15 protein-coding genes and 3 pseudogenes are annotated in these 19,124 nt (G+C 47.9%); 9 read left to right on the top strand and 9 right to left on the bottom strand.

Features of this window, described 5'->3' with window-relative positions; translation table 11 throughout:
- Nucleotides 1–374 precede the first annotated feature (374 nt).
- From BEB54_RS07260 to BEB54_RS07250, 3 genes are read right to left on the bottom strand one after another with little or no spacing between them, the layout of a single operon-like run.
- On the bottom strand, nt 375–701 hold the full coding sequence (locus BEB54_RS07260; RefSeq protein WP_161398338.1) for a YdbL family protein: 327 nt from the start codon (nt 699–701) through the stop codon (nt 375–377).
- Nucleotides 702–705: 4 nt separating this feature from the next.
- On the bottom strand, nt 706–891 hold the full coding sequence (locus BEB54_RS07255; protein ID WP_000698143.1) for a YnbE family lipoprotein: 186 nt from the start codon (nt 889–891) through the stop codon (nt 706–708).
- A complete protein-coding gene (locus BEB54_RS07250) occupies nt 888–3,536 on the bottom strand; it encodes a YdbH family protein (protein ID WP_105277700.1) in 2,649 nt (882 codons plus the stop codon). The genes BEB54_RS07255 and BEB54_RS07250 overlap by 4 nt, the downstream gene beginning before the upstream one ends.
- Nucleotides 3,537–3,743: 207 nt before the next feature.
- Here BEB54_RS07250 and ldhA point away from each other — a divergent pair, with 207 nt between their 5' ends.
- Complete coding sequence (ldhA, locus tag BEB54_RS07245) at nt 3,744–4,733, top strand: D-lactate dehydrogenase (RefSeq protein ID WP_032184120.1); 990 nt, start codon at nt 3,744–3,746, stop codon at nt 4,731–4,733.
- 110 nt (nt 4,734–4,843) lie between these two features.
- Nucleotides 4,844–5,266 (top strand): heat shock protein HslJ, encoded by a 423-nt coding sequence (gene hslJ / locus BEB54_RS07240; protein WP_001309480.1) that lies wholly within the window; start codon nt 4,844–4,846, stop codon nt 5,264–5,266.
- On the opposite strand, the gene BEB54_RS07235 is transcribed toward hslJ, so the two are convergent.
- Nucleotides 5,263–5,529: a putative hemolysin gene (locus BEB54_RS07235; protein ID WP_001295715.1), complete on the bottom strand. Its 267-nt coding sequence runs from the start codon at nt 5,527–5,529 to the stop codon at nt 5,263–5,265. The two genes, hslJ and BEB54_RS07235, sit on opposite strands and share 4 nt — an antisense overlap.
- 272 nt (nt 5,530–5,801) lie before the next feature.
- Here BEB54_RS07235 and nifJ point away from each other — a divergent pair, with 272 nt between their 5' ends.
- The 4 genes and pseudogenes from nifJ to BEB54_RS28570 all read left to right on the top strand — a co-directional run bounded on the left by nifJ (nt 5,802) and on the right by BEB54_RS28570 (nt 12,089).
- Nucleotides 5,802–9,326: a pyruvate:ferredoxin (flavodoxin) oxidoreductase gene (gene nifJ / locus BEB54_RS07230; RefSeq protein WP_105277701.1), complete on the top strand. Its 3,525-nt coding sequence runs from the start codon at nt 5,802–5,804 to the stop codon at nt 9,324–9,326.
- Nucleotides 9,327–9,691: 365 nt separating this feature from the next.
- The gene (ompN, locus tag BEB54_RS07225) at nt 9,692–10,825 is read left to right on the top strand and encodes a porin OmpN (protein WP_000837924.1); all 1,134 of its coding nucleotides are present in this window, start codon (nt 9,692–9,694) and stop codon (nt 10,823–10,825) included.
- A gap of 140 nt (nt 10,826–10,965) precedes the next feature.
- Nucleotides 10,966–11,400, top strand: a complete 435-nt coding sequence (uspF, locus tag BEB54_RS07220; protein WP_001295593.1) for a universal stress protein UspF — start codon at nt 10,966–10,968, stop codon at nt 11,398–11,400.
- Nucleotides 11,401–11,488: 88 nt separating this feature from the next.
- Nucleotides 11,489–12,089: pseudogene (locus BEB54_RS28570) on the top strand (metal ABC transporter permease).
- Nucleotides 12,090–13,315: 1,226 nt separating this feature from the next.
- Here BEB54_RS28570 and BEB54_RS28565 read toward each other — a convergent pair.
- Nucleotides 13,316–13,431, bottom strand: a pseudogene (locus BEB54_RS28565) (DUF1627 domain-containing protein); the annotation flags it as partial.
- 12 nt (nt 13,432–13,443) lie between these two features.
- Between BEB54_RS28565 and BEB54_RS07200 the strand changes: the two are divergent.
- Both BEB54_RS07200 and ttcA read left to right on the top strand, forming a co-directional pair.
- Nucleotides 13,444–13,674, top strand: a pseudogene (locus BEB54_RS07200) (tyrosine-type recombinase/integrase); the annotation flags it as partial.
- Nucleotides 13,675–13,725: 51 nt separating this feature from the next.
- Entirely contained in the window at nt 13,726–14,661 is a 936-nt protein-coding gene (gene ttcA, locus BEB54_RS07195) for a tRNA 2-thiocytidine(32) synthetase TtcA (protein ID WP_105277411.1), read from the top strand.
- A gap of 128 nt (nt 14,662–14,789) precedes the next feature.
- Here ttcA and dbpA read toward each other — a convergent pair whose 3' ends face one another.
- From dbpA to ydaN, 4 genes are all read right to left on the bottom strand, one after another.
- Complete coding sequence (dbpA, locus tag BEB54_RS07190) at nt 14,790–16,163, bottom strand: ATP-dependent RNA helicase DbpA (protein ID WP_105277410.1); 1,374 nt, start codon at nt 16,161–16,163, stop codon at nt 14,790–14,792.
- 30 nt (nt 16,164–16,193) lie between these two features.
- Complete coding sequence (gene ynaL / locus BEB54_RS29680) at nt 16,194–16,367, bottom strand: proline-rich small protein YnaL (protein ID WP_001296046.1); 174 nt, start codon at nt 16,365–16,367, stop codon at nt 16,194–16,196.
- A gap of 274 nt (nt 16,368–16,641) precedes the next feature.
- Complete coding sequence (gene zntB / locus BEB54_RS07180) at nt 16,642–17,625, bottom strand: zinc transporter ZntB (RefSeq protein ID WP_000387388.1); 984 nt, start codon at nt 17,623–17,625, stop codon at nt 16,642–16,644.
- A gap of 13 nt (nt 17,626–17,638) precedes the next feature.
- Entirely contained in the window at nt 17,639–17,686 is a 48-nt protein-coding gene (gene ydaN, locus BEB54_RS29235) for a protein YnaN (protein ID WP_211180494.1), read from the bottom strand.
- Nucleotides 17,687–17,879: 193 nt separating this feature from the next.
- On the opposite strand from ydaN, the gene dgcM reads away from it, so the two are divergent.
- A complete protein-coding gene (dgcM, locus tag BEB54_RS07175) occupies nt 17,880–19,112 on the top strand; it encodes a diguanylate cyclase DgcM (protein ID WP_001355263.1) in 1,233 nt (410 codons plus the stop codon).
- The last annotated feature ends 12 nt before the right edge of the window (nt 19,113–19,124 follow it).

Below are 19,124 nucleotides of genomic sequence, written 5' to 3'. Positions count from 1 at the left end.
TATTACTGACCACTCCGGAAATTCATTCATCGTGAAAATATTAACATTTCAACCATGTTCCATTTAATCAACCCACTGAAAATCTGGAGGTTATCTACTGCGGTTTGTTGTTGACTGCCCCTGACAGGTTTACCAGGCGTTGACAGAAGATGAGGCTTGCAAGATGCTAAAAACAATGTGGTGTTACAAGCAATCCCATAAACCTCGTAACTTCACTTAAATGAGCGATGCCGTCCATATTTGGGTTGACTATAAAAACCCTTAATTTTGAGGTTGATGATGATATTCATGATGGCATTGGAAAAATAGGACACCCATAAAATATCTATACAGCCTTTAAATTAAATCATTGAAATATCGCTGTTGCATAGTGCTTATTTTTGCAACCATTTCCCGTTAATTCCCTGCACATATTCCCCCGGTTTGGCCCGAGCTACAAGCTTTTGTCCGGCAAGCTTCGCGATATCATCTACCGATACATTATTTTGCTTTGCCAGTTGTTGATAACTCACTTTACGTGCGGCATTAATCTCGGTTACTAATTTCTCTGTTTCAGCATCCGTTTTCAACGCAACCAAATAACCGTTAAATGTTTCACCTACCCGCCCCTGAGTTCTGGCCTCGTCCAGTGTTAATGCCATTACATTGCTGCTTACCAGCCCAACAAGAAACGCACAAAGAAGTAATGTTTTCTTCATCATCCCCTCAGAAAAGATCGCTACGGGTTTTGAGTAAATCTTCGACATCTTTGTCTGCCTTAATGATGATCTCATGCTCAATTTTAACGTTCATATTGATAGTGATCGGTTCCTTAGGTGCAGCGACTTCAATGCGAGGCGTACAGCCAACCAGCATAAAAGATGACGTCAACGCAGCCAGTAAAATTTTCATTGTTTTTCCTCACACCCTTTTCCTTGCGGACAGCCATTTTCCGGCAGACGCGCGTTCTGCTCCAACCATGCCTGGAGATTATCGCCAAAGCGTAAACTGCGCCACAGGGTAAAAATATTCTCTTCATGATGGTAATTAAGGTTTACCGTACCACTTTTACCGTCGACGCGACTGGTACCTGTAATATTGGCCTGCATGGTTAACACACCGAGATTATCTAAATTAATTTTTGTCGATGAACGGCTAATTTCCATATAGCGCAACCAGTTAATCGCAGAACCCGCGGTCATATTGTCTTTCACCACCGCATCTGCGGTGTCTTTATCCAGCCGCAAGGTCATTGGTCCGCTATTTGCCAGCCAGCCGTCTTTAACTATCCATTTTTCATTGTTCAGCCATAAAGGCAATGCCCCACTAAATGCCCCGGACATGGCGAATTGTTTCGGATTGACGGCGCTAACCAGTTCGCTGGATGAGAGGTTATTCAGCCGCAACAGCGCCGGGTCATGTTGCGGCATGCGTAATTGTTTCATCAGCACGTTACCGCCTAACACATCGACGCTAACATCGGTCAACAACAATGGTTCGTCTTCACTCCACGGATAACGCCCTTGCAAGTCAGCCGTAATATTTTTCGCTGTCACCAGATTAATCACTTCGGCAATTCGCAACGTAACGGGGCCGCGAGTCCCCAGATGCCAGGCTCCATCGGCAAAACGGAAAGGCAGGACAAAATCGACACCGTTAACCTGATTATCTGGCATCCAGGCACTACCGCCTTTCAACACACCGTGCCCTCCCGCGCGGAATCCTTGTTCAGGCGCAGCAGAAAATGCAACCTGGGCATACAGCTCGCCATCGCGTAAGTTCATCTTCCAGTCTGGTGGCACCAGCGGCTGGAATACGGTCAGTGATTGTTTAGGCCACCAGGCGTTACCGCGCAGACGAATACCGTCCCAGCGACCATTTACCCGAACCGGGCCAATCTCACCAGCATGTAAATCGCCTTTAAAGAGGAAATACGTCGGATCGCGTCCATCGACGCTAAATTTTAAGGTTGATGGCGGTAACACACTGCCACCCGTGAACAGCGTTTGCCCGGCGTCCAGTGACAGCGCGCCGCTGAACGAAGGATTCTGCACATCACGTACCCAGACGACGGGCTTGTCGAGAATCAATCGCGGCTTTTCTACCGTCATTGTCCCGTATTGCAATTTGTCAAAGCCGGTGGAGAGATCGGTCAGCGTAATCGTGCTGTCACGCCACTCACCTTTTCCTGCGACATCCCAACTGGCGTGCATTGGGGTAAAACTGCCCTTGCCCCAGTAGCGCCACTGCCAGCGGCCAGCGTCAGGGAGAAAATCATCCGCCAGTCCATCCATATGCAGCACGAAATCGCCCAGTTCATTTTCATGCGCCTGCAAAATGGCCTGCAAACGTCCGTCAACACCACGTTGGGTGACTTTTACACCCGCTAAAGGCCAGCGGATTTCATCGATGTCCAGCGAATCGATGACTCTTCCCTTCGAACGTAATAACGCGCCTGGCTCAAAGGCCAGCATTGGGTCAGTCAGACTTCCGCTTAGCTGCGCAGGTAAACGGGCATATAAAATGAGGTCCGCCTGTTTCGCTTCACCGGTCAGCTGCAAAGGCAGCTGGCTGTTATCCATACTTAATTTTCCTGGGCCAAAATTAAGCACCGCGTTGCCCTTACCCGCTTGCCCCTGGGTCAGCACACTCAGTCGTCCGCTGACCAGAGCGTTCTCAAGCCCTGCCTGCCAGTTGTCGACTTTGACACCCAGTCGTCCACTCAAAGGAAAACCTGCATACGGCCAGCTCCAGCGACCATCGCTTACGGTCAATTGTTGGCGAGTAATTTGCCACGGCAGATCGAGCAACGGATCGCCGTTATCCCGTGCCAGCACAATCAATTGCCCGCTATTTTCCTGCCAGTCCAGCTCGGCATCCACCAGTGAAGGCTCCTGCGGCAAGTTTAACGTCGCAGTAGCATGACCACTTACAGGAAGTCCATCCGGCACTAGCGGCATAGTAAATTCCCCCACCAGTTTAACTGGCGGCTGATTTTCAAACGCGACGACATCCAGTTCGCTGACTGTAAGTTGTTGCCCTTTCAGCTGGCCTTGAAATTTAACTTTTTCGCCCTGATAACGCAGTTGCTGGATATCGGAGTTTAATGCGAGAGAGAGTTTTCCCTGCCATTCCTGCCATTCCTGCCAGGGAGAAAAAATCAGTTTATCGATATTGATCCAGGTGTTAGGCAACATGGCCTGCCACTGCGCGAGGGTTTTTGGAGCGGCTGGCGATTGCTCCGTCTGCGGCAATTTCGCCAGACAAGCAGAATCAAGTTCTACCGTGCCGACGTTCAATAACCAGCGGCTGGGATGAGAAAGGCTGGCGTTGGTGATATGTGCAAGCTGACAATCTCCTACCAGATAACGGAGATCGGGAATGATTAAACCTTTACGCGTAATGCGTGGGCTTTCATCTAAAGCAATACGTGTGCCGAGCGGTAGCCAGATGCCCGCCAGCGTGGGAACCCACAAGCCGAGCGTCATCAGCAGCGTCAACGGCACAAGAATAATCAGTAATAACAGCGCGAGAACGGCTTTATATTTACCCAGCATGGGTAGTTAATATCCTGATTTAGCGAAAAATTAAGCATTCAATACGGGTATTGTGGCATGTTTAACCGTTCAGTTGAAGGTTGCGCCTACACTAAGCATAGTTGTTGATGAATTTTTCAATATCGCCATAGCTTTCAATTATATTTGAAATTTTGTAAAATATTTTTAGTAGCTTAAATGTGATTCAACATCACTGGAGAAAGTCTTATGAAACTCGCCGTTTATAGCACAAAACAGTACGACAAGAAGTACCTGCAACAGGTGAACGAGTCCTTTGGCTTTGAGCTGGAATTTTTTGACTTTCTGCTGACGGAAAAAACCGCTAAAACGGCCAATGGCTGCGAAGCGGTATGTATTTTCGTAAACGATGACGGCAGCCGCCCGGTGCTGGAAGAACTGAAAAAGCACGGCGTTAAATATATCGCCCTGCGCTGTGCCGGTTTCAATAACGTCGACCTTGACGCAGCAAAAGAACTGGGGCTGAAAGTAGTCCGTGTTCCAGCCTATGATCCAGAAGCTGTTGCTGAACACGCCATCGGTATGATGATGACGCTGAACCGCCGTATCCATCGCGCATATCAGCGTACGCGTGACGCCAACTTCTCTCTGGAAGGTCTGACCGGCTTTACCATGTATGGCAAAACGGCAGGCGTTATCGGTACTGGTAAAATCGGTGTGGCGATGCTGCGCATTCTCAAAGGTTTTGGTATGCGTCTGCTGGCGTTCGATCCGTATCCAAGTGCGGCAGCGCTGGAACTCGGTGTGGAGTATGTCGATCTGCCAACCCTGTTCTCTGAATCAGACGTTATCTCTCTGCACTGCCCGCTGACACCGGAAAACTACCATCTGTTGAACGAAGCCGCCTTCGATCAGATGAAAAAAGGCGTGATGATCGTCAATACCAGTCGCGGTGCATTGATTGATTCTCAGGCGGCAATTGAAGCGCTGAAAAATCAGAAAATTGGTTCGTTGGGTATGGACGTGTATGAAAACGAACGCGATCTGTTCTTTGAAGATAAATCCAACGACGTAATCCAGGATGACGTATTCCGTCGTCTGTCTGCCTGCCACAACGTGCTGTTTACCGGGCACCAGGCATTCCTGACAGCAGAAGCTCTGACCAGTATTTCCCAAACTACCCTGCAAAACTTAAGCAATCTGGAAAAAGGCGAAACCTGCCCGAACGAACTGGTTTAATCTTGCCGCTCCCCTGTACGCCAGGGGAGCTTATTCAGATAATCCCCAAAGACCTTTCATCCTCTATTCTTAAAATATTCCTCAGTCAGAAACCGTAATTGAGAACCACAATGAAGAAAGTAGCCGCGCTTGTTGCGCTAAGCCTGCTGATGGCGGGATGTGTAAGTAATGACAAAATTGCTGTAACCCCAGAACAGCTACAGCATCATCGCTTTGTGCTGGAAAGCGTAAACGGTAAGCCCGTGACCAGCGATAAAAACCCGCCAGAAATCAGCTTTGGTGAAAAGATGATGATTTCCGGCAGCATGTGTAACCGCTTTAGCGGTGAAGGCAAACTGTCAAATGGTGAACTGACAGCCAAAGGGCTGGCAATGACCCGTATGATGTGCGCTAACCCGCAGCTTAATGAACTCGATAACACCATTAGCGAAATGCTGAAAGAAGGTGCACAAGTGGATCTGACCGCGAACCAGTTAACGCTGGCGACCGCGAAACAGACATTAACTTATAAGCTGGCGGATTTAATGAATTAATAGCTGCCACAGCTCCCGGCGGCAAGTGACTGTTCGCTACAGCGTTTGCCGTTGGGTAATGCACACATCCCAATCGCCGTACCATCCAGTTGACGGGCAACAGAAAGCGAACCGCCGATCATTGCACAATTTGCTTCTCCACTACTGGACATCGACGCTTTTAAACCTGGCGCTACGTGCGCCGCAGTCGCCTGCTGAACAGGTTCACTACTACACGCCGACAATAATAAAGCGGCACACCCTACCCAAAACGCTGCTCGCATCTTTTCTTCCTCTGATCTTCAAGCCAAACGACACCGCCATAAATAATAGGCAGCACAGAGGGCGGCGTCGAGAGCTGTCCTGCGCGTTGCCCCGCATTTTTACTTTTTTATGGCTATTTTTTGCCCTCTGTTTGATCAAAACATTCATTACGCTGATGTGGGGGACACAAAAGCGAAAATGCAGAAGAAAGCCATTTGCTAAAATTGAAAGATAACTACTGGGCGCGCAGCAATTTCGTGCGCCCCTCATTTGCGCAATGTAAGGGTGTCATATGATTACTATTGACGGTAATGGCGCGGTTGCTTCGGTGGCGTTTCGCACCAGTGAAGTTATCGCCATCTACCCTATTACCCCCAGTTCCACGATGGCAGAACAGGCTGATGCATGGGCCGGAAACGGCTTGAAAAACGTTTGGGGAGACACACCACGCGTGGTTGAAATGCAGTCGGAAGCGGGTGCTATCGCTACCGTGCATGGTGCTTTGCAAACTGGCGCCCTCTCAACATCGTTTACGTCATCGCAGGGTTTGCTGCTGATGATCCCAACGCTGTACAAACTGGCAGGCGAACTGACGCCGTTTGTCCTGCATGTTGCGGCTCGTACCGTTGCCACACATGCACTCTCTATTTTTGGCGATCATTCCGACGTCATGGCAGTGCGCCAGACGGGTTGCGCGATGTTGTGTGCAGCAAACGTCCAGGAGGCGCAAGACTTTGCTCTCATTTCGCACATTGCGACGCTGAAAAGTCGCGTGCCATTTATTCATTTCTTTGATGGTTTCCGCACGTCCCACGAGATCAATAAAATTGTCCCGCTGGCCGATGACACTATTCTTGAACTGATGCCGCAGGCAGAAATTGATGCTCATCGCGCCCGTGCACTCAACCCGGAACATCCGGTGATCCGCGGTACGTCCGCCAATCCTGACACTTATTTCCAGTCTCGCGAAGCCACCAACCCATGGTACAACGCAGTCTATGACCATGTTGAACAGGCAATGAATGATTTCGCTGCCGCGACAGGTCGCCAGTATCAGCCGTTTGAGTATTACGGGCATCCACAAGCGGAACGGGTGATTATCCTGATGGGCTCTGCCATCGGCACCTGTGAAGAAGTGGTTGACGAATTGCTGACCCGAGGCGAAAAAGTGGGCGTGCTAAAAGTTCGCCTGTACCGCCCATTCTCTGCCAAACACTTACTGCAAGCATTGCCGGACTCTGTTCGGACAGTGGCGGTGCTGGATCGCACCAAAGAGCCAGGTGCGCAAGCGGAACCCCTGTACCTGGATGTAATGACCACACTGGCTGAAGCCTTTAATAATGGCGAGCGCGAAACCCTGCCCCGTGTCATCGGCGGGCGCTATGGTCTTTCATCAAAAGAATTTGGCCCGGACTGTGTTCTGGCAGTATTTGCCGAACTCACTGCGGCTAAACCGAAAGCGCGCTTTACGGTTGGTATTTACGATGATGTGACCAATCTGTCACTGCCGTTGCCGGAAAACACCCTGCCAAACTCGGCGAAACTGGAAGCCTTATTTTATGGTCTTGGTAGTGATGGCAGCGTTTCGGCGACCAAAAACAATATCAAAATTATCGGTAATTCCACGCCGTGGTACGCACAGGGCTATTTTGTTTACGACTCCAAAAAGGCAGGCGGCCTGACGGTTTCTCACCTTCGCGTGAGCGAGCAGCCGATTCGTTCCGCTTATCTCATTTCCCAGGCTGATTTTGTTGGCTGTCACCAGTTGCAGTTTATCGACAAATATCAGATGGCTGAACGTTTGAAACCTGGCGGCATTTTCCTGCTCAACACGCCGTACAGCGCAGATGAAGTATGGTCGCGCTTGCCGCAGGAAGTTCAGGCCGTGTTAAACCAGAAAAAAGCGCGCTTCTATGTGATTAACGCGGCGAAAATCGCCCGTGAATGTGGCCTGGCGGCCCGAATTAATACCGTCATGCAGATGGCTTTTTTCCATCTGACGCAAATTCTGCCTGGCGACAGCGCCCTGGCCGAATTGCAGGGCGCGATTGCCAAAAGCTACAGCAGCAAAGGCCAGGATCTGGTGGAACGCAACTGGCAGGCTCTGGCACTGGCGCGTGAATCCGTAGAAGAAGTTCCGCTGCAGCCGGTTAATCCGCACAGCGCCAATCGACCGCCTGTGGTTTCCGATGCTGCTCCTGATTTCGTGAAAACCGTTACCGCTGCGATGCTCGCCGGACTTGGCGATGCTCTCCCCGTTTCGGCGCTGCCGCCAGACGGCACCTGGCCGATGGGTACCACACGCTGGGAAAAACGCAATATTGCCGAAGAGATCCCCATCTGGAAAGAGGAACTCTGTACTCAATGTAACCACTGCGTCGCCGCTTGCCCACACTCAGCTATTCGCGCCAAAGTAGTGCCGCCTGAAGCAATGGAAAATGCCCCTGCCAGCCTGCATTCGCTGGATGTGAAATCGCGTGATATGCGCGGGCAGAAATATGTCTTGCAGGTGGCACCGGAAGATTGCACCGGTTGTAACCTGTGCGTCGAAGTTTGCCCGGCGAAAGACCGTCAGGATCCAGAGATTAAAGCCATCAATATGATGTCGCGCCTGGAACATGTCGAGGAAGAGAAAATCAATTACGACTTCTTCCTGAATTTACCAGAAATCGATCGCAGCAAACTGGAACGTATTGATATTCGTACATCGCAACTGATTACACCGCTGTTTGAATATTCAGGTGCTTGCTCTGGTTGTGGCGAGACGCCGTATATTAAATTGCTGACTCAGCTCTATGGCGATCGGATGCTGATCGCTAACGCTACGGGTTGTTCTTCAATTTATGGTGGTAACCTGCCCTCCACACCATATACCACCGATGCCAACGGTCGTGGACCGGCATGGGCGAACTCGCTGTTTGAAGATAACGCCGAATTTGGCCTTGGTTTCCGCCTGACGGTCGATCAACACCGTGTCCGCGTGCTGCGTCTGCTAGAGCAATTTGCCGATAAAATTCCGGCGGAATTACTAACTGCATTGAAATCAGACGCCACGCCAGAGGTTCGTCGTGAACAGGTCGCAGCTTTACGCCAGCAACTCAACGATGTTGCCGAAGCACATGAACTGCTGCGTGACGCAGATGCACTGGTGGAAAAATCAATCTGGCTGATTGGTGGCGATGGCTGGGCTTACGATATCGGCTTTGGCGGTCTGGATCATGTATTGAGTTTGACGGAAAACGTCAACATTCTGGTGCTGGATACGCAATGCTATTCCAACACCGGTGGTCAGGCGTCGAAAGCGACACCGCTGGGTGCAGTAACTAAATTTGGCGAGCACGGCAAACGTAAAGCGCGTAAAGATCTTGGCGTCAGTATGATGATGTACGGTCATGTTTATGTGGCGCAGATTTCTCTTGGCGCACAGCTCAACCAGACAGTGAAAGCGATTCAGGAAGCGGAAGCGTATCCGGGGCCATCGCTGATCATCGCTTACAGCCCGTGTGAAGAGCATGGTTACGATCTGGCACTCAGTCACGACCAGATGCGCCAACTCACTGCCACCGGCTTCTGGCCGCTATATCGCTTCGATCCACGTCGAGCCGATGAAGGCAAACTGCCGCTGGCGCTGGATTCACGCCCGCCGTCAGAAGCACTGGAAGAAACGTTACTTCACGAGCAGCGTTTCCGTCGTCTGAATTCGCAGCAGCCAGAAGTGGCAGAACAGTTATGGAAAGATGCCGCAGCTGATTTGCAAAAACGCTATGACTTCCTGGCACAAATGGCCGGAAAAGCGGAAAAAAGCAACACCGAGTAAATGCTCTTGATAAGGATCATCCAATTCTAAAAAAAAGCCCGGACGACTGTTCGGGCTTGTCTTTTTATATGTTGGAAAATCAGTGGCAATGCAATGGCCCAACAGAAAATAAAATCTGTGACAATAAAGGCATATAACTCGCGCAGAATAACGTATAGCAAATTAAAAGTATAATTTTTATTTTGTATGTATTATCTTCGATACATTCACCAGACTTATTATCATTTCAGAGGAATTATTTGATTAAGGTTTTACTTAAGGCGTAACAAATGATATTTATCGGCTAACTGAACTTCTCCTTTAGGATGTTTTCATTCCCCGAAATGGGGATAAAAGGCAAATAAAATAACTAAAGGATTTATTCAATGAAAAGCAAAGTACTGGCACTTTTAATTCCTGCCCTGCTCGCCGCAGGTGCTGCACATGCAGCCGAAGTTTATAATAAAGACGGCAACAAATTAGATCTGTATGGCAAAGTTGATGGCCTGCATTATTTTTCTGATAATTCAGCGAAAGATGGCGACCAGAGCTATGCGCGTCTGGGTTTTAAAGGCGAAACCCAAATTAACGATCAACTTACTGGCTACGGTCAATGGGAATACAATATTCAGGCAAACAACACTGAATCTTCAAAAAACCAGTCATGGACCCGTCTGGCATTTGCCGGACTGAAATTTGCAGATTACGGTTCTTTCGATTACGGACGTAATTATGGCGTAATGTACGACATCGAAGGCTGGACCGATATGCTGCCTGAATTTGGCGGTGACTCTTATACCAATGCAGACAACTTTATGACTGGTCGTGCCAATGGCGTCGCGACTTATCGTAACACTGATTTCTTCGGTCTGGTAAATGGTCTGAACTTCGCGGTGCAGTATCAAGGTAACAACGAAGGAGCCAGTAATGGTCAGGAAGGCACCAACAACGGACGTGATGTTCGCCATGAAAACGGTGACGGCTGGGGTCTTTCCACAACATATGATTTAGGCATGGGCTTTAGCGCTGGTGCGGCATACACCTCTTCTGACCGCACCAATGACCAGGTTAACCATACTGCGGCGGGTGGTGATAAAGCAGACGCGTGGACTGCTGGGCTAAAATACGATGCTAACAATATTTACCTGGCAACCATGTATTCAGAAACGCGTAATATGACCCCGTTTGGCGACAGCGATTATGCTGTTGCAAACAAAACCCAGAACTTTGAAGTCACTGCACAGTACCAGTTTGATTTTGGTCTGCGTCCGGCAGTCTCTTTCCTGATGTCTAAAGGCCGTGACCTGCACGCTGCCGGTGGTGCAGACAACCCGGCAGGTGTTGATGATAAAGATCTGGTTAAATACGCCGATGTTGGCGCGACTTACTATTTCAACAAAAATATGTCCACCTACGTTGACTATAAAATCAATCTGTTGGATGAAGATGACAGCTTCTACGCTGCCAACGGCATCTCTACCGATGATATTGTCGCTTTAGGTCTGGTTTATCAGTTCTAAATCCTCCTGCCCGCTGTTATGGCGGGCTTTTTCTGCTTATTCTTCCTCCTTTGATCTAAATTAAAAATGTGAACTCCGTCATTACACAAAAAGTGTCATCTGGCGTTACACTTTATGCGGATACTAAAACAGGAGGTTTTATGAACAGAACGATTCTTGTCCCTATCGATATTTCCGATTCAGAATTAACTCAACGCGTGATTAGCCACGTTGAGGCAGAGGCAAAGATTGATGATGCAGAGGTTCATTTCCTGACGGTAATACCTTCATTGCCCTACTATGCCTCTCTGGGTTTAGCGTATTCCGCAGAATTACCGGCAATGGATGACCTGAAAGCGGAAGCCAAATCGCAACTGGAAGAGATCATTAAAAAATTTAAACTGCCAACCGACAGAGTGCATGTCCATGTTGAGGAAGGCTCGCCCAAAGACCGCATTCTGGAATTGGCGAAGAAGATCCCCGCTCATATGATCATCATTGCTTCCCATCGACCGGATATCACCACTTATCTGCTCGGTTCTAACGCCGCAGCTGTAGTGCGTCACGCAGAGTGCTCCGTGCTGGTTGTGCGCTGACACTAACGCCCGCACATTGCTGCGGGCTTTTTGATTCATTTCGCAAATGTGCTGACATTTTCCCCTCTAATCATTACAATTTAAATTTATGAATTATGCATTGATAATCGCTATTATAATATCGTTCCCCTGTGCATTATTATCAGTTTTTCTGGTATTAAAAGACTGGGCGCTAATAGGAGATGCAATGAACCACGCAATGTTTCCTGGCATAGTTCTAGCCTGGATTATAGGTATGCCGCTGGGAATTGGTGCATTTATTGTAGGACTGTCTTGTGCAATTGCAACTGGCTATCTGAAAGATAATAGCATCATAAAGAAAGATACCATTATAGGTATCGTTTTTTCAGGAATTTTTGTCTTGACTATCAACAGGCACAAGTCAGCGGATTACAGATATCATTATTACATTACGGTTTACTCTGCATGGTATCGCCTACCATTTTTGCCACATTAAAAGCAGTCGGAATTATTCTGTCTATATACTATTAATAGCTCCAGGGTCTATTGCTGTCCTCATCACGCATCGCTTTCATAAGACATTACTTATCGCCGTAACGATATCAATAACAATATAAGGCGTATGGTTATTATATTTTCTCGACAGAGCCCCAGCGCCGACAATCGTCCTCTTATTTGCTGTAGCATTTCTTTTCGCGCTTATAATAATCAATTTTCGGAAACAATAATCTCAACAGTAGAATAAAGAGGCAAATCAATCATTACATATATAAGATGGTGCTAATATTGCACCGCCTTTAAATTGAACTTTATCCTTTCACCCTTACACAATTTAAGGAATGCAGATGACTATTTTATCAGCACCCAGCCTTTTTCCTGGTAATCGAAAACTTGAAAATCATTAACTCTAAGAAATTCTGCCAAATCGTTGAAATTACTTTAAATTAGACTCGAACAAATCAACCCCTGATGGGGCTTTTACTTATCCATTTAATCGGGTATATATCGACCTCCATCTGCCCGCCTCAGATTCGTACCTGGTGGAGGTCTTTTTTCGTTACCTCTTTCCCCCTTTAGTTCAGTATAAAATCATCAAACTAATGCTGTTCACACTATTTACCTCCAGCATTCTATATAAATAATAGAAATAAAAACCCCAATACATAGTGCATTGGCATGACCAAACATCAATGCCATTATACTCGCCTCTGTTAAATACTCGCTAGTTAATATGATAGGCACGCATGATATAACAATCCATATGCTAATACATAAATACACCAGTATTTTTCTCATAGTCAGTCCCTGTGATTAACAATCAAGGCATAGTTAAGCATATTTCACATTCAAACGTAAACATTATTAATAACATTATGTCAATCGAACTGACATCACGATTCAAGCCCTCTTCAGACTGAAGGCTAGAGCAGCGTAGAACATTTCAAAACAATACACTAAAAAAATACTTGAACAAAAAACTTAATTCTTTTTTATTGTGAACTTTAGTAATTTTGTCATGCAACTCTTTATTACATTTAGGCCTATCTTATTTCATGGCAACGCAAATACAGGACCATTTCTTGTGCTATGGATAAGTAATAAGCTAGTTACATCTTATTAAGAGAACCATTTTCACATATCAAAATATCACCACCACCCACAATGAATTAAGTATTTTTCTTATTCTTTAGATTAGATACGTAATGAATCCCTAACTCCATTCGGGTGTCATGGCTCTTTCATTTGAAATACATTCATATCCAATGTAATATTTCTATGCGCAAATATAACTACCGACCATACTCATCATTTATTACAGAGAATTATTTTATTCACCGAAAAGTTTCACAAAATATCCCCTGATAGAAAACTAAAAAACACTGCATAATATCGCTATTCTGGCACTTGCGAAAAATTATATTCTGCACCTGTTGTAGCGTTCTATTTCTCCGCCTGGCAACGAATGCACAATGTCCGCCACAGTTTCTGTTCTAATTTCTTCCTGTGTTACCGCATCCTGTACGGGTAGCGCAACACCAGCATGCTAAGCAAGGCTTTCCCATCAGATTTCACTACGACTATTTGGGAGCGAGATGGAATGCAGCAGTAAAACGTGCTGGTATTCGCCGCCGTAATCCGTACCATACGCGACATACTTTTGCCTGCTGGCTGTTGACGGCAGGAGCGAACCCGGCATTTATAGCCAGCCAGATGGGGTATGAAACTGCGCAGATGGTGTATGAAATTTACGGTATGTGGATTGATGACATGAACGACGAACAGGTAGCCATGTTGAATGCGCGGTTATCGTAGTTGCAATGTTTGCCCTCAATAAGCCCCATTTAGTACCAGAGAACTGAAATAATGCAAGAAAATCAACAAATTACAAAGAAAGAACAATACAATCTGAACAAATTACAAAAACGTCTGCGTCGTAACGTGGGCGAAGCCATTGCTGACTTCAATATGATTGAAGAAGGCGATCGCATCATGGTTTGCCTCTCCGGGGGTAAAGACAGCTATACCATGCTGGAGATTCTGCGCAATTTGCAGCAAAGCGCGCCAATCAATTTTTCGCTGGTGGCTGTTAACCTCGATCAAAAGCAACCAGGCTTCCCGGAACACGTTCTGCCTGAATATCTTGAACAGCTGGGCGTTGAATACAAGATTGTGGAAGAGAACACTTACGGTATCGTGAAAGAGAAGATTCCGGAGGGCAAAACCACTTGCTCACTGTGTTCTCGTCTTCGTCGCGGAATTCTTTACCGTACCGCAACAGAACTGGGAGCGACGAAGATCGCGCTGGGTCACCATCGTGACGATATCCTGCAAACGTTGTTCTTAAATATGTTCTACGGCGGCAAGATGAAAGGTATGCCTCCGAAACTGATGAGCGATGATGGCAAACATATTGTGATTCGTCCGCTGGCCTACTGCCGCGAGAAAGATATTCAGCGCTTTGCCGATGCAAAAGCGTTCCCGATTATTCCGTGCAACCTGTGCGGTTCACAGCCTAACCTGCAACGTCAGGTGATTGCTGACATGTTGCGTGACTGGGATAAACGTTATCCGGGGCGTATCGAGACGATGTTCAGCGCGATGCAGAATGTGGTGCCGTCGCATCTGTGCGATACCAACCTGTTCGATTTCAAAGGCATTACCCACGGTTCTGAAGTGGTTAACGGGGGTGATCTGGCGTTTGATCGCGAAGAGATCCCTCTACAACCGGCGGGTTGGCAGCCTGAAGAAGATGAAAATCAGTTGGATGAGTTACGACTGAATGTGGTTGAAGTGAAATAACCCGGATAGCGCCCGATGCGCAAGCTTATCGGGCTACTCTTATGGAGGCCGGATAAGACGCGGCCAGCGTCGCATCCGGCAATCCCGAAGAAGATGTTTACTCTTGCACCCTGCGATTCAACATTTCATTATTTTAATAACCGCACCCGGCACGTTTTTCCTTTAATCTTCCCGCCCTGTAACTGTTTCCATGCTTTATGAGCAACAGCCTGACGCACCGCAACATAGACATGCGCCGGATGCACGGCGATTTTGCCAATATCTGCGCCATCAAGCCCGATATCTCCTGTCAGCGCACCTAATACATCACCCGGGCGCATTTTGGCTTTTTTCCCGCCATCGATACATAACGTTGCCATTTCTGCTTCCAGCGGCACAATGGAACTATTAACTGGCGGCGTTTGCCAGTTAAGTTTTATCTGCAACATGTCAGAAATGATATTGGCCCGCTGTGCTTCTTCCGGGGCACAGAAACTGATCGCCAGACCGCTATTTCCTGCACGCGCTGTACGACCGATGCGATGTACATGAACTTCAGGGTCCCACGCCAGTTCAAAGTTCACTACCAGCTCAAGCGATTTAATATCAAGACCACGCGCAGCAACATCCGTCGCGACCAGCACACGAGCGCTACCGTTAGCAAAACGTACCAGGGTCTGATCGCGGTCACGTTGCTCCAGATCGCCATGTAACGACAATGCACTTTGCCCTATGTCATTCAGCGCGTCGCAGACAGCCTGACAATCTTTTTTGGTATTGCAAAACACCACGCAAGAGGATGGCTGATGCAAACTTAATAACCGTTGCAACAGCGGAATTTTGCCTTTGCTGGATGTCTCATAAAATTGTTGTTCAATGGGAGGCAGAGCATCTGTTGGGTCAATTTCAATCGCCAATGGATCGCGTTGAACTCGTCCGCTGATTGCGGTGATGGCTTCCGGCCAGGTTGCCGAAAACAGAAGCGTCTGTCGAGATGCTGGCGCAAAACGGATAACATCATCAATGGCATCGCTAAATCCCATATCCAGCATGCGATCGGCTTCATCCATCACCAGCATATTCAACGCATCCAGTGATACCGTGCCTTTTTGCAGATGGTCCAGCAAACGACCTGGGGTTGCCACGATAATATGCGGCGCATGTTGCAACGAATCACGCTGCATACCGAACGGTTGACCACCGCACAAAGTCAAAATTTTGGTATTTGGCAGAAAACGCGCCAGCCGACGCAATTCACCTGCCACCTGATCCGCCAGTTCACGCGTAGGACACAGCACTAAAGCCTGGGTCTGAAATAGCGACGCATCAATTTTCTGTAGCAGCCCGAGGCCAAAAGCCGCCGTTTTGCCGCTGCCGGTTTTCGCCTGCACGCGAACATCTTTTCCGGCAAGGATCGCCGGAAGCGCGGCGGCCTGCACCGGCGTCATAGTTAAATAACCCAACTCATTAAGGTTCGTGAGTTGGGCGGGAGGCAAAACATTCAGGGTAGAAAAAGCGGTCACAATCTGTTCTCGTGGTCATCGACGCAAAAATTAGCAAGCGCGTATCCTCGCAGATCTACGCTCACGATGCGACAATTTAATCGGTTCTTCATCGGGTGGTGGGTCAGGCATGGGTTGCGGGCGAGGGATTGGATCGGGCACTGGAACAGGATCGCCAGGAATCGGTTCAGGGACAGGAATTTGCAAATAAATGAGTGTCGTCATATTTCCCTCCGGTCATTGGGTGGACTCTTAAAGGGTAGACGCTGATATATAACAGGCAAAAAAAAGCCGACTCATCAAAGTCGGCGTCGTACGAATCAATTGTGCTATGCAGTAATTCAAAAAAGGAAGTAAGACAATATGGAGCGCAACGCCCATCGCTTGACGTTGCATTCACCTGCAAGAGAGATATTGCCCTGAATGGGTAGAGAGTTTATTGACTTCGCTCAAACTTTGCGGCGTTTTTGTATACAGACGGCCGGAAAAATTGCTTTTGTTACAACCATTTACTACGATGCAACCATAAAGCAACACCACCAATAAGAACAACTAACAGAATACAAAAAATTGAAAATCCGAATTGCCACCCGCCGCCTGGGATCCCACCAAGGTTGACGCCAAATAACCCTGTCAGAAACGTACTGGGTAAAAAGACCATTGCCATCAACGACATTGTATAGGTACGACGCGCTAAATTTTCCTGCATCACCTGAGCGATTTCATCAGCCATCACGCCAGTCCGTGCTATACAGGCGTCGATTTCGTCAAGCCCGCGCCCAAGGCGATCGGCAATATCCTGCATACGACGGCGTTGGTCATCGCTCATCCACGGCAAACGTTCACTGGCAAGACGAGCATAAACATCACGTTGCGGTGCCATATAGCGACGCATCACAATTAATTGTTTGCGCAACAGAGCCAGGAATCCACGCGGTGGAATTTGCTGATCAAGGAGATTATCTTCAAGGTCGATAATTTTATCGTGCAGCTGCTCGATAAATTCGCTGGAATGATCGGTCAACGCATCGCACACATCCACCAGCCATCCCCCGCAATCGGTCGGACCAGTGCCTTCTTCCAGATCGCTTACCACATCGTCCAGCGCCAGCACTTTGCGTTGTCGGGTCGAAACAATTAACCGCCCGTCCATATATACACGCATGGCGACCAGTTGATCGGGCCGTTCATCGGTGCTGCCGTTTATACAGCGCAATGTAATCAGCGTACCTTCACCGAGACGGCTGACTCGGGGCCGTGTGCTCTCGCCCGCCAGCGCATCACGTACGTTATTGGGAAGCAGCGGTGTTGTCGCCAGCCATTGGGCGCTATCATGGTGTACATAATTAAGGTGGAGCCAGCAGGGATGCGCTTCATCAATCACATCTGTATTTTCCAGCGGTTTAACGCCGCCTCTACCATCCAGCATCCAGGCAAATACTGCATCCGGGACATTAACGTCCGATCCCTTAATCGCTTCCACAGTGCCTCCATCATCAACGCATTATTTTGTAGTCTAGCCTTCTGGCCCTGTTACGCAACATCTCATCACCCCATTACCCTGAAATGATTAATAAAATTCTGTCTAAATTGAATACAAAAAGCAAAATGCTTTTCCATATACAAACCGTGTGAAGTGTTAAATAGCGTCTATCATTATCAGAATTATCTGATCATATGACGTGGCTTTTTTGCGATCGGATAGCAACAAAAATTGATAAAAATAACGGGATCTCAATGATTACGCACAACTTCAATACCCTGGACTTACTCACCAGTCCTGTCTGGATCGTTTCGCCCTTTGAGGAACAGTTAATTTATGCCAACAGCGCGGCGCGACTGTTGATGCAAGACCTCACGTTTAGTCAGCTACGAACCGGTCCCTATTCCGTCTCCTCACAAAAAGAACTGCCGAAATACCTCTCCGATCTGCAAAACCAACACGATATTATCGAAATCCTCACCGTTCAACGTAAAGAAGAGGAAACAGCATTAAGCTGTCGGCTTGTTTTGCGAGAGCTGACAGAAGCAGAACCGGTGATTATTTTCGAAGGTATCGAAGCGCCGGCAACGCTGGGTTTAAAAGCTAGTCGCTCGGCAAATTATCAGCGCAAAAAACAAGGTTTTTATGCGCGCTTTTTTCTGACTAACTCTGCACCAATGTTGTTGATTGACCCCTCACGAGATGGCCAAATCGTCGATGCTAACCTCGCCGCGCTCAATTTCTATGGTTATAACCATGAAACGATGTGCCAGAAACATACCTGGGAAATTAATATGCTCGGGCGTCGCGTCATGCCTATCATGCATGAAATCTCGCATTTACCCGGTGGTCATAAGCCTTTGAATTTTGTTCATAAACTGGCGGATGGTTCGACTCGTCATGTGCAGACCTATGCTGGGCCGATTGAAATTTATGGCGACAAGCTCATGTTATGTATTGTGCATGATATTACTGAGCAAAAACGGCTGGAGGAGCAGCTGGAACATGCTGCCCACCATGACGCGATGACCGGATTACTGAATCGGCGACAGTTTTATCACATTACCGAGCCAGGCCAAATGCAGCACCTCGCCATCGCTCAGGATTACAGCTTATTGCTCATCGACACCGATCGTTTTAAACACATTAACGATCTCTATGGGCATTCTAAAGGTGATGAGGTGTTATGCGCCCTCGCCCGCACTCTCGAAAGTTGCGCTCGCAAAGGCGATTTGGTGTTTCGTTGGGGAGGCGAAGAGTTTGTCTTATTGCTACCAAGAACCCCACTGGATACCGCGCTTTCGCTGGCTGAAACTATCCGCGTAAGCGTGACAAAAGTGAGTATTTCGGGCTTACCACGCTTTACCGTCAGCATTGGTGTGGCGCATCACGAAGGAAATGAAAGCATCGATGAACTGTTTAAACGCGTTGATGATGCTTTGTATCGGGCGAAAAATGATGGACGCAACCGCGTGCTGGCGGCATAAGCCGCGGATGCG

It is taken from the genome of Escherichia sp. MOD1-EC6021, assembly GCF_002965245.1.
In the GTDB taxonomy this organism is placed as follows: domain Bacteria; phylum Pseudomonadota; class Gammaproteobacteria; order Enterobacterales; family Enterobacteriaceae; genus Escherichia; species Escherichia coli_F.
The sequence above is the reverse complement of the archived record's forward strand: the minus strand, read 5'-3'. Positions and strand labels throughout refer to the sequence as shown.

What these genes read in the sequence shown, in the direction of transcription:
- BEB54_RS07255 (WP_000698143.1), bottom strand. Translation starts at nt 891, where the DNA reads ATGAAAATTTTACTGGCTGCGTTGACGTCATCTTTTATGCTGGTTGGC.
- uspF (WP_001295593.1), top strand. Translation starts at nt 10,966, where the DNA reads ATGAACAGAACGATTCTTGTCCCTATCGATATTTCCGATTCAGAATTA.
- ynaL (WP_001296046.1), bottom strand. Translation starts at nt 16,367, where the DNA reads ATGACGACACTCATTTATTTGCAAATTCCTGTCCCTGAACCGATTCCT.
- dgcM (WP_001355263.1), top strand. Translation starts at nt 17,880, where the DNA reads ATGATTACGCACAACTTCAATACCCTGGACTTACTCACCAGTCCTGTC.
- ompN (WP_000837924.1), top strand. Translation starts at nt 9,692, where the DNA reads ATGAAAAGCAAAGTACTGGCACTTTTAATTCCTGCCCTGCTCGCCGCA.
- BEB54_RS07250 (WP_105277700.1), bottom strand. Translation starts at nt 3,536, where the DNA reads ATGCTGGGTAAATATAAAGCCGTTCTCGCGCTGTTATTACTGATTATT.
- nifJ (WP_105277701.1), top strand. Translation starts at nt 5,802, where the DNA reads ATGATTACTATTGACGGTAATGGCGCGGTTGCTTCGGTGGCGTTTCGC.
- BEB54_RS07235 (WP_001295715.1), bottom strand. Translation starts at nt 5,529, where the DNA reads ATGCGAGCAGCGTTTTGGGTAGGGTGTGCCGCTTTATTATTGTCGGCG.
- BEB54_RS07260 (WP_161398338.1), bottom strand. Translation starts at nt 701, where the DNA reads ATGATGAAGAAAACATTACTTCTTTGTGCGTTTCTTGTTGGGCTGGTA.
- ttcA (WP_105277411.1), top strand. Translation starts at nt 13,726, where the DNA reads ATGCAAGAAAATCAACAAATTACAAAGAAAGAACAATACAATCTGAAC.
- hslJ (WP_001309480.1), top strand. Translation starts at nt 4,844, where the DNA reads ATGAAGAAAGTAGCCGCGCTTGTTGCGCTAAGCCTGCTGATGGCGGGA.
- ldhA (WP_032184120.1), top strand. Translation starts at nt 3,744, where the DNA reads ATGAAACTCGCCGTTTATAGCACAAAACAGTACGACAAGAAGTACCTG.